Genomic DNA, 17,505 nt, shown 5'->3' on the forward strand with positions numbered 1-17,505 from the left:
TCGGAGAACCAAGGAGCAGATACAACACACTCGTGATGTGAAGTATCTGCTCCTTGGTTTTTAATAAGACTCGATGGAGGGCGTCTTGCATCGGCCTGAAAAATCCGATATACTGAACCCAGAGAGTATATCGAATTTTTTGGGAAAAGGAGAGAACGGTATGGAACATCTTTATCAAGCGGTAAACGCAAAGGGAGTTCTACCCGGACATTCATCCGTGACAGAACTCCCTTTTTCTTATTTCGGGGCAGTCCCTTACCGGCTTTCCGGGACGCTGCGCTTGAGCTGCAGCAACACCAGCACCATGCTGACGCCCAGCAGGATGTGCCCGATGCCGGCAATGCCGGAGATCGCAGCATTGGTCCCCTTGGAAAACTCGGTGCCCAGTACCTGTGCCACGCCGCGCACCACCATCATCACGGCGGTGATGTTCAGACCGACCTGATAGGTCAGGATCGCTTTGCCGGTCTTGGCGGTGGTAAAGGCAAAGCTCTTTTCCAGCAGGAGAAGCAGCAGGAAGAACAGCATTCCCAGCAGAAAGTAGTGGGTGTGCACCACTGCAAGGGTGGTCTTGCCGGTAAAGCCGTTGAACTTGGTGAACTCACGGTAGAACACCCCGCCCACCATGGCGAGGATGGCGTACACCAGAGAGGTATTGAGATAGCGTTTCATCGTCATTGCTCCTTTTTCATTTTCAATCATTGTTTTGTCGTTCTGAGCAGCGGCCACCGCCCTGCCGAAGCTTGCACCGAACAGAATGCCTGCCAGCTGCAGCGACGCCCCCAGACCGGTGTTAGAATACCGTTTTCTCTATTCTGCCGGTTGAATGGCGTTTGAAGTTAAAGAGTATCTTGCTGATCATATAATAACGATCCGCATTTATTTCTTCTGTAACACAGTCACAGAAGCTGCAGACCCATGGCGATGATCCACATATAGGAGCAGGTCTTGGGGATCATCAGCAGGCCCACTTTGGGCTTGGTCTTACTGAAAAGGGTCACAGGCAGGTAGCAGCCGAAGGAGATGAGGATGGCTGCCACCATCCGGGTCATATGGTAGTCGCCGGTGTTGCCGGAGATGGCGTACAGGATGATGACGCCGAGGCCGGTAAGGGCAAACACCGCGTTGCGCAGGATGGACAGGGTGGGGTTGCCCTCATCGGTACACCAGTTGTTCTGGGGCAGCAGGCAGATCAGGATGCGCAGGATGGCAGACAGCCAGATCAGGACTTCCACAGCTACAGGAGCCTGAAGCTGAGGGAAGGTGGCCTTCCAGACATACAGCAGGATGATATAGAATACCGTCATGGTGATGGAAGAGACCTGCAGCCCGATGCCGAGCTGCTTTTTGATCCGGTCGCTGCTGCCTCGCACGGCCCGGATGATCCGGGGTACCAGATGGAAGGCGTCACCGCCGCAGAGGGTCAGGGTCAGAATGCCATATAGGATAAAAAGGCTGCGGCCCTGAGCCATCGTGAAAAAGAGGATGCCTGCGATGAGATCAAAGATCAGATAGGCGGCATCGAACACCGCCTCCATCAGGTCGGGCATTTTGGGCTGATAGGTTTTATGATTCATGATGTGCCATTCCTTTCATTTTGAGGCATTCTTCTGCGTTGTCGCATATCTTCTGGAATGCCTGTTTACAAGCTGCGATCTGAGACTCTGAGAGTCCCTGAAGCATATCTCTGGCAAACTGCCGCTGAGCCTCAAGCCCTTCAGCGATGATCGGCTGAGCCGACGCGGACAGATAGACATCGATATGCTTTTTGTTCCCGTCGGCGACCTTTTTTTCGATCAGTCCCCGCTCCTCCAGCACTTTCAGTGAGGTGGAGACATGAGACTTGGTGGAATTGCGCACCCGTACAATATCTGCAGCGGTATGGTACTGAGGGTTATGGTGTAAAAACATCAGAATATCATACTCCATCTGTCGGAGCTGGTATTTCTGACATACGGATGACATCAGCAGCTCATAGTAGCAGGTAATGGCTTTGTGATGATCCCAAAAGTTCATAGATACCTCCTGTGATGTATTGTTCTATTTAGAACGGTTCTATTTAGAACGATTGCATTATATGCTATCCCCGCCGCTTTGTCAAGAGGAAATTTCTTCCGACGATGTTCTTGACCGGAAAATAGGACTCATTGCCCTGCGGAGCCTTTTCTGCCACGTCAACACAGTGAACAAAGAATAAAAAACAGCGACCCCGGAGAGCGGTGGGAAATATCTGTCTACGCCGATGTACCGGCAGAAATGATAAAAACACGATGATGCGACTGAATTTTGAAAAGATTGCATAGGATTTTATAAAAGTATTATTCTTTTATGAATTTTAGCGCTCTTATGTTGACACTGCTAAAAAACGGTGCTATAACAGTGGCGTGCTCAGGAGGAAGGGCAAAAGGAGAGCCGCTAGGCTCCCCGGAAAGCCCTTCTGAATGACGCTTTCGCGTTTGCGAAGCAATAAACGCCCCGGTGGGGCGTTTAAGCGACCGAGCGGTCTTGCGTCAGCAAGATGGAGGGGCTTTGCCCCGACAAGCGAAAATGTTTTTGCCCCGACCCGAACGCCGGGATTGGAGGAATGATTTATGCTTATGCCGACTGTTTTCCATGAAAACCTGTTCGATGATTTCTTCGATCCGTTCTGGAATGACGCTGCACTGGAACGTATGATGAACCGTGAGGCTCGTGATACCTTTGGTAAGCGCGGTGCAAACATGATGAAGACCGATGTCAAACAGACGGACAACGGCTACGAAGTAGCGGTTGATCTGCCGGGCTGCAAGAAGGAAGACGTTCAGATGGATCTGAACGACGGCTACCTGACCATTCAGGCAGTGCGCAGTCACAGCAACGATGAAAAGGATAAGAAGGGCCGCTATCTGCGGCGCGAATCCTTCTCCGGCACCTGCGCGCGCAGTTTCTACGTGGGCGATGTGAAGAAGGAAGACATCCACGCAAAGTTCGAGGATGGCGTCCTGCACATCGAGCTGCCCAGCTCTAAGCAGACGAAGGCTTTGCCTGAGAACTCGAATCTGATCGAGATCGAGTAAATGCCGGTCGTGTGCGCCAAGGCATAACGTATATAGGGATGCCCCCGGAGAGCTGCAACAAGCCCTCCGGGGGCATTTTTGTTTCGCTATCTTTTCCGCAAGGGAAAACCATGGTATACTGAGAACAGCAACTCAGAATTTATGGAGGTACTTCACTATGGAATTCGGAGCCGCCGCAGGAAAACGAGCGGCCCGGAGAAAGCTTTGAGGAAACGTAAAATGAGAATCCGTAAGGCAGAGGAAAAAGATATTCCCAGACTTCTTGCGCTGCTGGGGCAGGTATTGCAGATCCACGCAGAAATCCGTCCCGATGTTTTTATTCCCGGCACCACCAAATACACCGTCCGCGAGCTGGCAGAGCTTTTGAAGCAGGAGGACAGACCCATCTACGTTGCCGTGAACGAGGGCGATGTGTGTATGGGCTACGCTTTCTGTCAAATGCAGGAGCAGCCATTTTCTACGAATATGGTACCCTTTAAGTCATTGTTCATCGACGATTTGTGCGTTGACCAGCAGGCACGGGGACAGCACATCGGAGAAAGCCTGTTTGAATATGTAAAGCAGCAGGCAAAAGAGCAAGGCTGCTACGAGGTGACGCTGAACGTCTGGGCAGGGAACACCTCGGCAGAGCACTTCTACGAAAAAATGGGCATGAAGACAAAGGAACGGCAGATGGAGTATATCCTGTGAGCCGGGTGAGCGGCTGACTTTTGCGGTATACTCCGTTCGGAAAGATCAAAGCGCATGGAGGAAAAAAGCATGCTGACCTATACCTATGTTTCAAAGGGGACGTTTGCCCTGATGGAAAAACCAAAGCCGGTGCTGCAGCACGAGAGGGACGCCATTGTAAAGGTGACCCTTGCCAGCATCTGCTCCAGCGATCTGCACATCAAGCACGGCAGCGTGCCCCGGGCGGTGCCCGGCATCACGGTAGGGCACGAGATGGTGGGCATCGTAGAAGAAGTGGGCAGTGCGGTGACCAATGTGAAACCCGGCGACCGGGTGACGGTGAACGTGGAGACCTTCTGTGGAGAGTGCTTTTTCTGCAAAAAAGGCTTTGTGAACAACTGCACCGATCAAAACGGCGGCTGGGCGCTGGGCTGCCGCATCGACGGCGGGCAGGCGGAGTATGTCCGGGTGCCCTTTGCGGATCAGGGGCTGAACAAGATCCCGGACGGCGTTACCGATCGGCAGGCGCTGCTGGTGGGCGATGTGCTGGCCACCGGCTTTTGGGCGGCACGCATTTCGGAGATCACCCCCGAGGATACCGTGCTGATCCTCGGTGCAGGGCCGACTGGCATCTGCACGCTGCTGTGCGTCATGCTGCACAGCCCCAAGCGCATCATCGTCTGTGAAAAGGACGCAAGCCGCCTGCAGTTCATCCGTCGGCACTACCCGCAGGTGCTCACCGTGCAGCCGGAGGACTGCGCCGCCTTTGTGCGTGCCCACAGCGACCACGGCGGGGCCGATGTGGTGCTGGAGGTGGCAGGGGCAGACTCCACCTTCCGGCTGGCATGGGAGTGTGCACGGCCCAACGCCGTTGTGACGGTGGTGGCACTGTACGATAAGGCACAGACCCTGCCGCTGCCGGAAATGTACGGCAAAAACCTCACCTTTAAGACCGGCGGCGTGGACGGCTGCGATTGTGAAGAAACGCTGCGTCTCATCGCAGAAGGCAAGATCGATACCGAACCGCTCATCACCCACACCTACCCCCTGCGCCGGATCGCAGAGGGCTACGAGCTGTTTGAAAAGAAACGGGACGGCGTGATCAAGGTGGCAGTGGAGTGCTGACGGTCTGCGCCAAGGCACAACGCACATAAAGCGGCCCCGGAGAGCTGTAACAAGCCCTCCGGGGCCATTTTTGTTCCTGGCATCTTTTCCGCAGCGGCAAGGCGTGGTAGAATAAGGGCAGAACCAATCCACAGGTGAGAAAATCGAACTTCAGAGAGAGGAGATATTTCTATGCAGTCTGATGAGCTGAAACGCCGGATCTCGGCAGGCAGAGGAGATGCTTTGGCTGATCTGGTTTTGAAAAATGCCAGAATTGTCAATGTGTTTACCGATGAGATCGACACCGCTGACATTGCCATCAGCGGAAATTCGATCGTGGGCGTGGGCATGTATCACGGCCGGAAAGAAGTTGATCTGCACGGCAAATATGTCTGTCCGGGCCTGATTGATGGGCATATCCACATCGAAAGCTCCATGCTCTGTGGTCCGGCTTTCGAGCAGGCAGTGCTGCCCCACGGTACCACTGCGGTGGTCACAGACCCACACGAGATCTCGAACGTTGCGGGGCTGGAAGGCTTGGATTTTATGCTGGAAACGACAAAAAATCTGACCCTTTCGGTTTATTTCATGCTGCCCTCCTGTGTTCCGGCCACGGATCTGGATGAATCCGGTGCGGTGCTGAACGCAGAACAGCTGCGGCCTTACTACGGCAATCCCCGCGTGCTGGGGCTTGCGGAACTGATGAATGCCTACGGAACGGTGCGCTGTGACCCGAAGATCCTGCAGAAGATCCGCGACTGCACCGAAGCGGGAAAGATCGTGGATGGCCATGCACCGCTTTTGAGCGCTAAAGACCTAAATGCTTATATTGCGGCAGGCGTTCAGTCTGATCACGAGTGCTCCAACATTGAGGAAGCCATGGAAAAATTCCGGCTCGGACAATATATCATGATCCGGGAAGGAACGGCTGCCAAAAATATGGAGGCTCTGATGCCGCTGTTCCGGGAGCCTTATTGCAGCCGCTGCATGCTGGTGACGGATGATAAGCACCCCGGTGACCTGCTGGACAGCGGACACATCGATTCCAACATCCGTAAAGCAATCCGGCTGGGCGCAGACCCGGCAGTGGCCGTCAAAATGGCGACGCTGGTTCCGGCACAGTATTTTGGGTTCAAGCAGCACGGTGCCGTGGCACCGGGGTATGCTGCCGACCTCATTGTAGTATCGGATGTGGAATCCTTTACGGTCGAGCAGGTTTACAAGAATGGCACGCTGGTGGCCGAGCACGGAAAAACGCTGAAACCCGCATCGCTTGACATCGACCGTGTGAGATTTTCCCACGTTATGGATTCCTTTGATCTGGAGGAAATCACGCTGCAGGATCTGGAACTTCGGGAAAGCGGGGAGCAGGAGCGTGTCATCTGCCTGAACCGGGGCGAGCTGCTTACGGAGGAAAAAATCATCCCGTTCCAGCGGCATCCGGGCAAGGCTCCCGGTGTGGACCCGGAACACAACATCGTAAAACTGGCCGTTTTTGAGCGGCATCATCACTCCGGCCATGTGGGCATTGGCTTTTTAGGAAACTTCAGCCTGAAATGCGGAGCCGTTGCATCGAGCATCGCTCATGATTCCCATAACCTGATCGTGGCAGGGGACAACGATACCGATATGATGCTGGCCGGCAACACTGTGCGGAAAAACAAAGGCGGACTTGCGTTTGTGGCAGATGGACAGGTCGTGGCAGAACTTGCGCTTCCGGTGGCCGGATTGATGAGCACCGAAAGCGCAGAGAGCGTTGCGGCGAAAATGCAGGCGCTGAACGATGCCCTCAAGGCACATGGTGTAGCGGAAGACATCGGCATCTTTATGACCCTCGCCTTCGTCAGCCTTCCGGTCATTCCCAGACTCAGACTGAACACCTATGGCATCGTCGATGTAACGCAGCAGAAAATCGTTCCGGCTGTTTTTTAATAGGCGATAACAAAAATACTGCCGGAGACCGACCTGAATGGTCCGTCTCCGGCAGCAGAATATTTTGTTCCTACTCTTAGAATCAAGTCTCGTCAAGTGAAAAATTGACGGAAATTCTTATTTGATAAATCGGAATTTGTGGATGAGAGTAATTTGCTGGTATTAAATAAATTAGAGCGGTTGCTAACGGTATGCTTTAAACCCAAAGAAAATTATACGAGGAGTGAATTATTAAAAGTCAATGAAAAATAACAATAAAAAAAACACTAAAGAAATTGGCAATCCTTGTAATAGGTTCTATAATTGCGGCTTATGGAATTACACTTGCACTGTATGCTGGATTTGGCGGAGCTACGCTTGCGGTGCTGTGGCAGGGGATTGCAAGAACATTTCACATAAGCATTGGCACAGCATCTTTTGTTGTAGCATTGGGAATGATTTTGTTTGCGCTCATTTACGATAAAAGTCAGATTCATATAGGAACTGTGTTGTACCAGATTGTATACAGTACCTGTGTAGATTTGTTTGCTAACTGCCATATTTACAGTACCTATAAGTGGATCAATTTTTTAATTATGTTGTTAGGAGTGGTTTTGTTTGCTGTCGGAACAGGACTATATGCGTCGGCATCCCTTGGTAGAGGCTCCTATGAGGCAGTCACTTTTGCTTTAGCAGAAAAAAATCACTGGCAGATTAAATTTGTCCGAATGGCATTGGATATTTTGGTTGTTGTTACAGGTGTTTTGTTTGGTGGAAAGTTTGGTGTATGCACGCTTATTACAGTTATCATTTCAGGCCCAATTATCCAATTTGTTAATGCGAAAGCAAAACAAGTTTTAAAGATATGATAGTAAAGAAACTTACAACTTAGAATTTGTGGAGGAAACAAATATGGAAGATAATAAATCAACGAATGTCAAGAAAACGGTAAAATCAGGAATAACTTTTGGAAGTGCATTAGCTATGGTTATTAGTTATACAGCGTGGAAGTCTGTCGGTTGGGCGATTTTTCATGGATTACTTAGTTGGGTGTATGTCATATACTTCCTTTTGCGTTACTAAATTCGCGTTTGTGGAGCGAAGCAGAACAATGAAAGCCCCAGTGGGGCTTTTAAGTGACAGAACGGTCTTGCGGCAGCAAGATGGAGGGGCCTCGCCCCGACAAGTTCACGTTTGTGGAAGTTATAAAGGGGTGCATCATGGAAATCGAGTATAAATAAAAGATTTCACGGCCGATGAATTGCAGAAACTGTTTTTATCCGTTCACTGGGAATCCGGCAATTATCCCGAAAAACTTGTCCGTGCGATGCACAATTCCACACGAGTTATTTCTGCGTGGGATGGTGATAAGCTGGTCGGGCTGGTTCGCGCGCTTGATGATGGAGAAACAGTCGCATTTTTGCATTATCTTTTGGTGGACCCTGCTTATCAGGGACAGTACATTGGAGATGAGCTGATGAAACGGATCATGAGTTTCTATCAAAATCTTCTGTATGTGAAAGTTATGCCGTCTGATCCTAAAACGATCCCATTTTATGAGCGATATGGCTTTCAACAATATGATAATTACTCTGCAATGGTGCGGAAGCACTTTTTGTGAGGTGGTATGATGGATCGATTTGCAGCTAGCAAGGAAACCGTAAGGAGTACAGAGCATGGATGCAAACTGTACCAGTAAAAGAAGGAAAGTCAAGAGTATGGAAACGGTATACATTGCAGGCGGGTGCCTTTGGGGCGTCCAGCATTTTTTTGACACGGTGCCCGGTGTACGGACGACCGAAGCCGGGAGAGCCAACGGAACAACAAACACGCTGGACGGCCCGTATGATGGATACGCAGAGTGCGTTAAAGTGGTCTTTGATGAGAAATGTACCAGTGTTACAGAGCTTATGGAGCATCTGTTTGAAATCATCGACCCGTACAGCCTGAACAAACAGGGCGTTGATGTTGGAAAAAAGTATCGCACGGGGCTTTACAGCACAAATCCCGGGCATCTGGAAGAAGCAAGAGCCTTTATTGACAGCCGGAAGGACCGGGATAAAATCGTTGTGGAAGTGCTGCCGCTGACGAATTACGTCCGGAGTGCAGAGGAGCATCAGCACCATCTGGAGCGGTACCCGGAAGACTGCAGCTACTGTCATATCCCGGATGAAGTCTTAAACAAATACAGGAATCAGTAAGCAAAGGAAAAACGAAAATGCGGGGATTGGGAACGATCATCAATGCGCTGGCCATTGTGATAGGCGGTGTGCTGGGTATTCTGTTCAAACGCTTTCTGAAAGAGCGCTATCAGGATACAATCATCAAAGCTACGGGCTTTTCCGTGGTGTTTCTGGGAGCGGCGGGAACGCTCTCCAAGATACTGACGGTTAGGCCAGACGGAACTTTGAGCACCGGTGGCTCTATGGTCATGATTCTATCGCTGGCGTTGGGTGCGCTGCTGGGTGAACTTATTGATCTGGATGCACAGTTTGAACGCTTTGGCGAGTGGCTCAAACACAAGACTGGCAGTGACGGCGACAACCAGTTCGTCAACGGCTTCGTGTCAGCATCCCTGACGGTGAGCATCGGGGCCATGGCCGTCATCGGCTCCATTCAGGATGGCATCTACGGCGACCATTCCACGCTGGTAGCAAAAGCGATTCTGGACTTTATCATTGTGCTCATCATGGCGTCCTCCATGGGAAAGGGCTGCGTGTTTTCATTTATTCCGGTGGCAGTGCTGCAAGGTGCCATGACGGCTCTTGCGGTAGTGCTGTCTGGCTTTATGACGGACGCTGTGCTGAACAATCTCTCGCTGGTAGGAAATATTCTGATTTTTTGTGTGGGCATCAATCTGGTGTGGCCCAAAACCATCAAGGTGGCAAACCTGCTGCCGTCCCTTCTGGTTGCAGTGGCGCTGACGGGGATTTTATGAATCGGAATTTGTAGAGGGGTGTGATTATATGAAAAACAATAACCCACAAAAGCAGGCTGCCATTTCTTGGATCATTTTGATGATAGGAATATTGCTCGCAGTAATAGGAGCAATGACGGCAAAGGAGTACAGAGTAAACCTATGCCTGCTAATCGGTGCAATGGTTGTTATTGGTGGTATTGTATATCATCTCACCATGATGAAATGTCCTTATTGCGGTTGCTCGCTTGTTGGTTATAGGCCGATCCCTAAAGAATGTCCAAAGTGTCATAAAAAATTTGAAGAATAAGTTCGCGTTTATCAAGGTGAACATTTAAGTATTAAAAACGGGAGTGAAACAAATGATGACCATTGCACAGATCATGGAAAAGATGATCGCCTTTTCCGAAGGGAATATCCATGACATCACGCACCTGAGCTGCGTGTGGACCTATGCCAAAACCATTGGTGAGCTGGAGGGGCTGGACGCAGACACGCAGTTTATTCTGGAGGTGGCGGCCATCACCCACGATATCGCCTGCCCGCTCTGCCGCAAAAAGTACGGCAACACCAATGGTAAATATCAGGAGCAGGAGGGTGCCCCGCTGGTGCGGGAGTTCTTGGCGGATACCGGCATGACAGCAGAACAGATCGACCGGGTGGCCTATCTGGTAGGGCACCACCATAGTCCGGCGCAGATCGACGGCATTGACTATCAGATTCTGATTGAGGCGGATTATATCGTCAATGCGTCCGAAAGCGGGTACGACCAGCAGGCAATCCGAACCTTTATGGAACATACGATGAAGACGGCAGCAGGTATCCGGCTGACGAAAACAGTGTTTGGAGTGTAAAAATGATTCAGAAGCATTGCTTTGAATGCGGTACGGCATTGATTGAAAAAGAACTGGAAGAAGAGGGCATTGTGCCTTATTGCCCGAAATGCCAGCAATACCGGTTCCCGATGTACAATGTGGCAGTCAGCATGATTGTTGTGGATGAGGAGACCGGGAAAATCCTGCTCATCCAGCAGTACGGTAAGCTCTCTTATATTCTTGTGGCCGGGTATGTGAACCGCGGTGAGGCAGAAGAACACGCCGTGGTGCGGGAAGTCCGGGAAGAAACCGGGCTGGAAGTAGAACACCTCCGGTTCAACCGTACCAAGTTTTTTGAGCCGTCTAACACGCTGATGTGCAACTTTACGACTTTCGTCAAAACCGCAAAGGCGCTGCATATCAACCACGAAGTGGACCGCTGCAAGTGGTTCACCCCGCAGGAAGCCAGAGAAAACATCCGTCCCAACAGCCTTGCAGCGGAATTTTTGAATGCGTATCTGGACGAAGTGGGGAATAAGCCGATGGAGATGTGATCCGTGACGGAACCACGGGAATTTTGACGGAGAGTATCAACTATATCAGATCAGCACAGGGGATTATCTCCCGGATGAAGATTGATTGCTGCCAAACCACTTTTATCGGCATGGCGAGGTTGTTATTGTGGGCGGTGAAGAACCCAGACCGGGACTTCCGGCAGAGCGGCTTCCCGGTGCCATGAAATGTCTTGTCGATTTTGCGAATGCCAATGACGGCATCAATGAGCTGCATAAGGCTGCCATTCTGCACTTTGCTTTTGCGTACTACCACCCCTATTTTGACGGGAATGGACGCACTGCATGGCTATTCCACCTCTGGTATCTTGTTCAGCAGGGCTATCCTGCGGCACTGTTCACGTCGTTTTCCCGATACATCGCTGAAAACAAGGACGCATATTACAAAGCCTACGAACGCGTGGAGAGAAATGCTCTGATTTCCGGCTATACGGATGTGACTCCCTTTCTGTTCTACTTCTGCAATGGGGTCTATAACCGCCTGCAGGTGGATGCAGTCCCGCCGAAAACTGATCTTGAGGTATATCAAACTGCTCTTGCGGAAGGAAAAATCACAGAAAAAGAACGGCTGCTCTGGGAGTATGTTCTGTCTGCTTATGGTGCAGAGGAGTTTACCACAAAGCAGCTGGAAAAGGATTTCCGAAACGCTGCGTATGCAACCATTCGGACGTTTGTGATGAAATTCCATGAGATGGGGCTGCTTACTGCGAGAAAAGCAGGAAACAGGGTGTTCTATCGTGTCGGTGGGACTTCTGACGGTCGGCCTAATGAATCCAAAAGGAGAACGTTATGAAAACGATTCGTGTTGTGGCCGCTGTGATTTGCGACTCCATGCAGAAAAAGTACAAAATCTACGCTACCGCCCGCGGTTATGGTGACTACAAGGGTCAATGGGAGTTTCCGGGCGGCAAAATCGAGCCGGGTGAAACCCCGCAGCAGGCTCTGAAGCGGGAAATCGAAGAAGAACTGGACACGGAAATCGCCGTGGAGGATTTAATTGGTACAATCGAGTACGATTATCCGGCGTTTCATCTTTCCATGGACTGCTTCTGGTGTGAAGTGGTTTCCGGCGATCTTGTTCTGAAAGAAGCGGAAGCTGCACGATGGCTGACAAAAGATGACATTGATTCCGTTCCGTGGCTTCCGGCGGATCAGACCATTTTGGATGTTGTCAGAAGTTCAATGCAGCCAGTGAAACCACTCCATACCAGCGAATATGACAACGAACCTCTGCAGAGATGCTGAGTATTCAGCTTCTTCGGCAGGGCGTTTTGCTGGTTCCTGTGATGTGGCTGCTGAATCAGACTTTGCATCTGGCCGGAATCTGGATCGCCTTCCCAGTGACAGAATTTGTGGTGTGTATCATTGCAGTGGTTTTTGTCAGAAAGGATAGGTCGTGTCATGAGAGTTGATTATGGATGAAACAAGGCAGGAACTAAAAGCATTGGGCTTCAAAGAGTTTTGCACCTTCGATAAAATGAAACCGATGTATCATTCATTATAATAGAACACCTCCCGATAGCACCATTCAAAACAAGTGCCTGCCGGGAGGTGTTTTGCAGTTTGGGAGAGTAAAAAGATCAATCTTCAAATCTGCGGTGGCCACAGCCAAGGAAAAGACGCATTGTTCAATTTTTACCCCATAATGCATTCTGGTGCATTGAGAACCTGCATCAGGTGAGAGGCTGCTTCCTCCAGATATTCGTACTTTTCTTTTTCAGGAATAAATGATTTCATCAGCGGAATGCCCCATTCCTGCATGCAGACTGCGAGCTGCTGTGCTTGACGAGCAGCGCTTTTACGCATCTCCGGGGTGATATCCGCGTCCAGAACATAGGCTGTGGTAAACGCTCCGCAGGAATCTTCTGTCAGCTGTATCATGGAATCGTGATCTTTCCAGAAGTAACAGAACCAGACGCGCCCGCCGATTCTCTCCATATCAGAGTGAAGTTCTTCTGTGTCGCTCCACTGAGGAACCATGAAAAGAACGTTTTGCAGGGTCTCGTAGGCCTGCTGCTCTTCCGGAGTTGCCTTTTTGCAGTGGTACTCGCGTGCAATGTTCCGCTGCCCATACAGGGCAAACTTCCCCTGCCGGGCAAGTTCGATGTCGTACTGAATGTCGGCAAGAAGACTGTATTGCGGCTCGCTCATATTGGTCACCTCACAAATCAACTCTTTCGGAATGAATATGCTCTATAGATAACATTATATCCAAAAGAGTTGCAAAAGAAAAGCGCATCCGCCAAAATTTAAGCAGATGCGCTTGCAAGGTTATAGGTTCAGTCTTCTTTTGTAAGGTAAGGCAGATTGGCAATATAGGTGTCCAGCAGATCGAGTGCTGCTTTTTTCTGCATGGGCGTCAGTCCCTCTAAACGCTTGCTGATCTCATCGTCCGTCACATGGGATGCACTGGGAACCAGATCACACAGAAGAGTGTCCGCTGAAACATTCAAACCATTCAGGAGCTTGACGATCGTAGCAAGCCCCGGTTCTTTTAGTCCGCGTTCCACCATGCCGACATAGTTGGGTGACAGATTTGCCTTTTCTGCAAGCTGTTCCAGTGTTAGGTTCTGCTTCAAACGCTGCTCCCGAAGCCTTTGTCCAAATAGCTCTTTCATTGTGTGACCTCATCCTATCGAGTTGTTTATACTCTTTAGGATACCTGTTGCTGCCTTTTTCATACACACACGAAAGAGATTGTTCATTGCGATAGAGATTTAAAAAGCAAAAAAGAATGTCGGAAATCGACCGTAACAGTCAATTCCCGACAGTAGGATTTCAAAAAACAGTGCATTACAAATGGAAGAGTCACTTCAAAACTCTGGGTGCCATTCATCCCGGATGCCGATGTCGGAACAGACGATTTTTCCGCACAGAGGTGCAGAAGATTCTACCACATGCAGGGGCTTATAGCTGTCGAAAGTCACGGTCAGGTCTGCATGAGCGGCCCCCTCGGCGACTTCGCCGGTGTCAGTGTTGATGCCGCTGGGCAGGTCTACAGCCAAAACAAAAGCGCCGCTTTTGTGCAGACGGTTCATCAGCCCGCAGGCGGCAAGGCCGGAGGGCCGCAGTGCGCCATGGAATCCGGTGCCGTAAAGAGCGTCCACGACCACATCAAAGTGCTGCGTTTCCAGCACGGTGCAGTCGGCGCAGATGTTCACCGACAGGGAATGCAGACGCTCAAAATTGGTGATGGCATCTGTGGTTTTGGGTTCGCCTTCGGCTAAAAGAGCAGTCACATTCCAGCCGTCTTTTGCGGCGGCACGGGCAATCACAAACCCGTCACCGCCGTTGTTACCTTTTCCGCAGACCACCAGCAGGCTGCCGGGATGTGGAAACTGCTTTTGCAGTTCGGCGTAAGCTGCCAGCCCGGCGTTTTCCATCATTTGCAGGTAGGGCAGACCGTGGGCATCCCCGGTTCGTTCAATTTCCTTCATCTGCGCAGCCGTCACAATGCGATGTTTCATGTTGGCACCTTCTTTCTATCTCTATTATAATGGATGAGAATGTTTGGAACAAGATGAAAGATACCGGTGCATAGGATCTGTCCCCGGAGAGTTGGAAAAGCCCTCCGGGGGCATTTTTGTTTTTCACTATCTTTTCCGCAGGGGAAAACCATGGTATACTGGACGCAACGAATCTAAAGTAATAAACCGGGAGGTACCGTTATGAAGTGGGGAATTTTAGCGACCGGCACCATTGCCAAAAAGTTTGCATCTACGGTAGAACAGATGGGCGCAGAGGGGGAGCAGCTTGTTGCCGTGGGGTCACGGCGCATGGAAAGTGCACAGGCGTTTGCACAGCAGTACGGCATCCCCCGCTGCTACGGTTCCTACGAAACCCTTGCCGCCGACCCGGAGGTGGAGGCTATCTATATCGCCACCCCCAACACCCTGCACTACGAAAACTGCAAGCTCTGCTTGGAGCAGGGCAAGCACGTTTTGTGCGAAAAGCCCTTTACCATCCGCCCGGAGCAGACGCAGCAGCTGTATCGTCTGGCGGAGGAAAAGCACCTCTTTCTCATGGAAGCGTTCTGGATCTGGCTGCTGCCGCTGTATGACCGGCTGCGCGAGATCCTTGCGGCTGGCACCATCGGGGAGCTGAAGCAGATCACCTGTCAGTACGGCTTTGTTGCCTCCGGCGCCCGGAAGGACCGCAAGTTTGATTCCGGTCTGGGCGGCGGTGCACTGCTGGATATCGGTATCTACAATCTGGGCTTTCTGCGCATCCTCACCGGACAGGACCCGGAGAAGGTGGAGACCAAAGAGGTCCACATCAACGAGTACGGCACCGACGATTACAGCCGCCTTGCGCTGACCTACCCCGGCGGCTGCAAGGCAGAGTCTGTCCAGACCATCGGGCAGGAGCTGGAGCGAAATGCCCGTATCGTTGGCACCAAGGGCAGAATCTTTCTGCCGGATTTCCAGCACGCCGAGACCATGACGCTGGAAGTGGAGGGCAAAGAGCCGGAGGTCATCCGCTGCCCGGTGGACATCAACGGCTTTGAGTATGAGATCCGGGAAGCAAGCCGCTGCGTCAAGCTGGGACGTACCGGCAGCGACCGCTACACCCCGCAGGACAGCCTTGCCCTGACCCGCCTGATGTACGACACCCGCATGAGCTGGGGCATGAAGTTTGCGGGCGAGGTGTAAGCACACACCTTGCCGCAAAGGGCTTTTTGCGTGTGGAGACTATGGCATACGGAGAGCGGCAACTCGGAATTGATATAAAAAAGAAGGACACATAGATGAAAACAGTGGTTCTTTATAATATTATTTCTTTTATCATCCTCGTTGCTTTGATTTTTGTCTTAAGGATTGTTAGTAAGAGTAATTTAAGACAAAATCAACAACTTGTTATTAAAGTCATTGCAACTATTTTAATTGTTTGTGTGATAGCGTTCGTGCTTTTTATTGATGCAATAGCATTTGGCATTATAGGACCAGTTCAAGATTAACAATTCCAGTTTGACAAGGAAGTGCTTTGCATGAAAAAGCGTATATCAAGGATTCTCGGTTTAATAATGCTGATTATAGCTATTGCATTTATAGTGTTTGCATTGAACCATCCAGAAATGAGTTTTCCTTGGAACAATACCATTACTTGGTTACTGTATGGTTTATATATTCTTGTGACAGTCATGTTGCTTATTGCGCCTAAGACGAAGAAGTAAACAATTCGCGTTTGTGGAGCGAAGCGGAACAATGAAAGCCCCAGTGGGGCTTTCAAGCGACCGAACGGTCTTGCGGCAGCAAGATGGAGGGGCCTCGCTCCGACAAGTTCGCGTTTGTGGAGCAAAGTGGAACAATGAAAGCCCCAGTGGGGCTTTCAAGCGACCGAACGGTCTTGCGGCAGCAAGATGGAGGGGCCTCGCCCCGACAAGTTCGCGTTTGTGGAGCGAAGCGGAACAATGAAAGCCCCAGTGGGGCTTTCAAGCGACCGAACGGTCTTGCGGCAGCAAGATGGAGGGGCCTCGCCCCGACAAGTTCCAGTCTGCTGGGCAGACGGACATCTGAATAACACAAAATGAGGGGGCAGCCATGGTACTTTATTTTACGGGAACCGGCAACAGCCGGTATCTGGCGCGGCGCATTGCCGAAGGGTTGGAGATGCCGCTTTACGACCTGAACGCCTGCATCAAGGCAGGGGATACTGCCCCGGTGCAGACCGGGCGGGACGTGGTGCTGGTGACGCCTACCTACGCATGGCGTATCCCCCGGGTGGTGTCGGAGTGGCTGGGCAAGACCGAGCTGACCGGGGCAGAGCGCATCTGGTTTGTGATGGACTGCGGCAGCGAAATCGGCAATGCGGCAGGCTATAACCGGCAGCTTGCGGCGCAAAAGCAGCTGCAGTATATGGGCACAGCCCAGATCATCATGCCGGAAAACTACATTGCCATGTTCAATGCACCCCAAAAGGAGCAGGCACGGAGCATCGTGGAGCAGGCAGAGCCTGAACTTCAGAAAGTGCTGACCCAGCTCAAGGCCGGGCAGGAGTTTCCTTCGCCGAGAGAGACCCTCTACGACCGCTTTATGAGCGGCCCGGTAAATCCGGTGTTCTATCGCTTCTTTGTAAAAGCCGATGCCTTCCGGGCAACGGACGCCTGCATCGGCTGCGGCAGGTGCGTGGAACTGTGCCCCCTGAACAACATCCATCTGGAAAACGGCAAGCCGGTCTGGGGCAAAAACTGCACCCACTGCATGGCGTGCATCTGCTATTGCCCGAAAGAAGACATCGAGTACGGCAAAAAGAGCAAAGGGAAGCCCCGGTATCACTTTGAAGCACTGGAAAAGAAGCAGGACGTATGAAATTAAGGGGGCTCCGGCAGTGGGCATCCGGCTGACGAGAAGGCAGATTTGTCCTTGAAAGAATAAACCTATTGACATGGTGCGAAAATGGGCTTATACTATCCCCAACACAAGGAAGGGAGCGCAGACAGATGAAACATACAGCAGATGTCC

23 protein-coding genes are annotated in these 17,505 nt (G+C 51.2%); 17 read left to right on the forward strand and 6 right to left on the reverse strand.

The window, feature by feature from the left end; genetic code table 11:
- Nucleotides 1–255 precede the first annotated feature (255 nt).
- The 3 genes from CGS49_RS01705 to CGS49_RS01715 form a co-directional block, all read right to left on the reverse strand.
- A complete protein-coding gene (locus CGS49_RS01705) occupies nt 256–672 on the reverse strand; it encodes a DUF2871 domain-containing protein (RefSeq protein ID WP_097800222.1) in 417 nt (138 codons plus the stop codon).
- A gap of 227 nt (nt 673–899) precedes the next feature.
- Nucleotides 900–1,577, reverse strand: a complete 678-nt coding sequence (locus tag CGS49_RS01710; protein WP_097800223.1) for a hypothetical protein — start codon at nt 1,575–1,577, stop codon at nt 900–902.
- Nucleotides 1,567–2,016 carry a MarR family winged helix-turn-helix transcriptional regulator gene (locus CGS49_RS01715; RefSeq protein WP_097800224.1) on the reverse strand — a complete coding sequence of 150 codons (450 nt, stop codon included), beginning with the start codon at nt 2,014–2,016 and terminating at the stop codon, nt 1,567–1,569. The genes CGS49_RS01710 and CGS49_RS01715 overlap by 11 nt, the downstream gene beginning before the upstream one ends.
- Before the next feature lie 575 nt (nt 2,017–2,591).
- On the opposite strand from CGS49_RS01715, the gene CGS49_RS01720 reads away from it, so the two are divergent.
- From CGS49_RS01720 to CGS49_RS01780, 14 genes are all read left to right on the forward strand, one after another.
- Nucleotides 2,592–3,056 carry an Hsp20/alpha crystallin family protein gene (locus tag CGS49_RS01720; RefSeq protein WP_097800225.1) on the forward strand — a complete coding sequence of 155 codons (465 nt, stop codon included), beginning with the start codon at nt 2,592–2,594 and terminating at the stop codon, nt 3,054–3,056.
- A 219-nt stretch (nt 3,057–3,275) separates the two neighbouring features.
- Nucleotides 3,276–3,746: a GNAT family N-acetyltransferase gene (locus CGS49_RS01725; RefSeq protein WP_097800226.1), complete on the forward strand. Its 471-nt coding sequence runs from the start codon at nt 3,276–3,278 to the stop codon at nt 3,744–3,746.
- 69 nt (nt 3,747–3,815) lie between these two features.
- Nucleotides 3,816–4,850, forward strand: a complete 1,035-nt coding sequence (locus CGS49_RS01730; protein ID WP_097785050.1) for an alcohol dehydrogenase — start codon at nt 3,816–3,818, stop codon at nt 4,848–4,850.
- A gap of 222 nt (nt 4,851–5,072) precedes the next feature.
- The gene (gene ade / locus CGS49_RS01735; RefSeq protein ID WP_430407813.1) at nt 5,073–6,761 is read left to right on the forward strand and encodes an adenine deaminase; all 1,689 of its coding nucleotides are present in this window, start codon (nt 5,073–5,075) and stop codon (nt 6,759–6,761) included.
- Nucleotides 6,762–7,036: 275 nt separating this feature from the next.
- Complete coding sequence (locus tag CGS49_RS01740; protein ID WP_343215851.1) at nt 7,037–7,609, forward strand: YczE/YyaS/YitT family protein; 573 nt, start codon at nt 7,037–7,039, stop codon at nt 7,607–7,609.
- A 43-nt stretch (nt 7,610–7,652) separates the two neighbouring features.
- Nucleotides 7,653–7,823, forward strand: coding sequence for a hypothetical protein (locus tag CGS49_RS14100; RefSeq protein ID WP_172678648.1), 171 nt, complete (start codon nt 7,653–7,655; stop codon nt 7,821–7,823).
- Nucleotides 7,824–8,001: 178 nt separating this feature from the next.
- On the forward strand, nt 8,002–8,361 hold the full coding sequence (locus CGS49_RS01745) for a GNAT family N-acetyltransferase (protein ID WP_242975307.1): 360 nt from the start codon (nt 8,002–8,004) through the stop codon (nt 8,359–8,361).
- A gap of 55 nt (nt 8,362–8,416) precedes the next feature.
- Complete coding sequence (locus CGS49_RS01750) at nt 8,417–8,941, forward strand: peptide-methionine (S)-S-oxide reductase (RefSeq protein WP_227621720.1); 525 nt, start codon at nt 8,417–8,419, stop codon at nt 8,939–8,941.
- Nucleotides 8,942–8,958: 17 nt separating this feature from the next.
- Complete coding sequence (locus CGS49_RS01755) at nt 8,959–9,678, forward strand: DUF554 domain-containing protein (protein ID WP_097800230.1); 720 nt, start codon at nt 8,959–8,961, stop codon at nt 9,676–9,678.
- Between the two features lie 28 nt (nt 9,679–9,706).
- Entirely contained in the window at nt 9,707–9,967 is a 261-nt protein-coding gene (locus CGS49_RS01760; protein WP_097800231.1) for a hypothetical protein, read from the forward strand.
- Between the two features lie 52 nt (nt 9,968–10,019).
- Nucleotides 10,020–10,511: an HD domain-containing protein gene (locus CGS49_RS01765; RefSeq protein ID WP_005922554.1), complete on the forward strand. Its 492-nt coding sequence runs from the start codon at nt 10,020–10,022 to the stop codon at nt 10,509–10,511.
- Between the two features lie 2 nt (nt 10,512–10,513).
- Nucleotides 10,514–11,026 carry an NAD(+) diphosphatase gene (locus CGS49_RS01770; RefSeq protein WP_097800232.1) on the forward strand — a complete coding sequence of 171 codons (513 nt, stop codon included), beginning with the start codon at nt 10,514–10,516 and terminating at the stop codon, nt 11,024–11,026.
- An 85-nt stretch (nt 11,027–11,111) separates the two neighbouring features.
- Complete coding sequence (locus CGS49_RS01775; RefSeq protein ID WP_242975309.1) at nt 11,112–11,837, forward strand: Fic family protein; 726 nt, start codon at nt 11,112–11,114, stop codon at nt 11,835–11,837.
- Nucleotides 11,834–12,289, forward strand: coding sequence for a (deoxy)nucleoside triphosphate pyrophosphohydrolase (locus CGS49_RS01780; RefSeq protein ID WP_097800233.1), 456 nt, complete (start codon nt 11,834–11,836; stop codon nt 12,287–12,289). The genes CGS49_RS01775 and CGS49_RS01780 overlap by 4 nt, the downstream gene beginning before the upstream one ends.
- A 390-nt stretch (nt 12,290–12,679) precedes the next feature.
- Here the strand turns inward: CGS49_RS01780 and CGS49_RS01785 are convergent, their stop codons facing one another.
- The 3 genes from CGS49_RS01785 to CGS49_RS01795 all read right to left on the reverse strand — a co-directional run bounded on the left by CGS49_RS01785 (nt 12,680) and on the right by CGS49_RS01795 (nt 14,511).
- Entirely contained in the window at nt 12,680–13,195 is a 516-nt protein-coding gene (locus CGS49_RS01785) for a hypothetical protein (protein WP_097800234.1), read from the reverse strand.
- A 128-nt stretch (nt 13,196–13,323) separates the two neighbouring features.
- Entirely contained in the window at nt 13,324–13,662 is a 339-nt protein-coding gene (locus CGS49_RS01790) for a helix-turn-helix domain-containing protein (protein ID WP_097800235.1), read from the reverse strand.
- 195 nt (nt 13,663–13,857) lie between these two features.
- Nucleotides 13,858–14,511 carry an NAD(P)H-hydrate epimerase gene (locus tag CGS49_RS01795; RefSeq protein ID WP_097800236.1) on the reverse strand — a complete coding sequence of 218 codons (654 nt, stop codon included), beginning with the start codon at nt 14,509–14,511 and terminating at the stop codon, nt 13,858–13,860.
- 201 nt (nt 14,512–14,712) lie between these two features.
- Here CGS49_RS01795 and CGS49_RS01800 point away from each other — a divergent pair, with 201 nt between their 5' ends.
- The 3 genes from CGS49_RS01800 (at nt 14,713) to CGS49_RS01820 (ending at nt 17,352) form a co-directional block, all read left to right on the forward strand.
- Nucleotides 14,713–15,696: a Gfo/Idh/MocA family protein gene (locus CGS49_RS01800; RefSeq protein ID WP_097800237.1), complete on the forward strand. Its 984-nt coding sequence runs from the start codon at nt 14,713–14,715 to the stop codon at nt 15,694–15,696.
- 95 nt (nt 15,697–15,791) lie between these two features.
- Nucleotides 15,792–16,001, forward strand: coding sequence for a hypothetical protein (locus CGS49_RS01805; protein ID WP_097772305.1), 210 nt, complete (start codon nt 15,792–15,794; stop codon nt 15,999–16,001).
- Nucleotides 16,002–16,584: 583 nt separating this feature from the next.
- Nucleotides 16,585–17,352: an EFR1 family ferrodoxin gene (locus CGS49_RS01820; protein ID WP_097800238.1), complete on the forward strand. Its 768-nt coding sequence runs from the start codon at nt 16,585–16,587 to the stop codon at nt 17,350–17,352.
- Nucleotides 17,353–17,505 lie beyond the last annotated feature (153 nt).

This window comes from Faecalibacterium langellae (assembly GCF_002549775.1).
Classification (GTDB): Bacteria; Bacillota; Clostridia; order Oscillospirales; family Ruminococcaceae; genus Faecalibacterium; species Faecalibacterium langellae.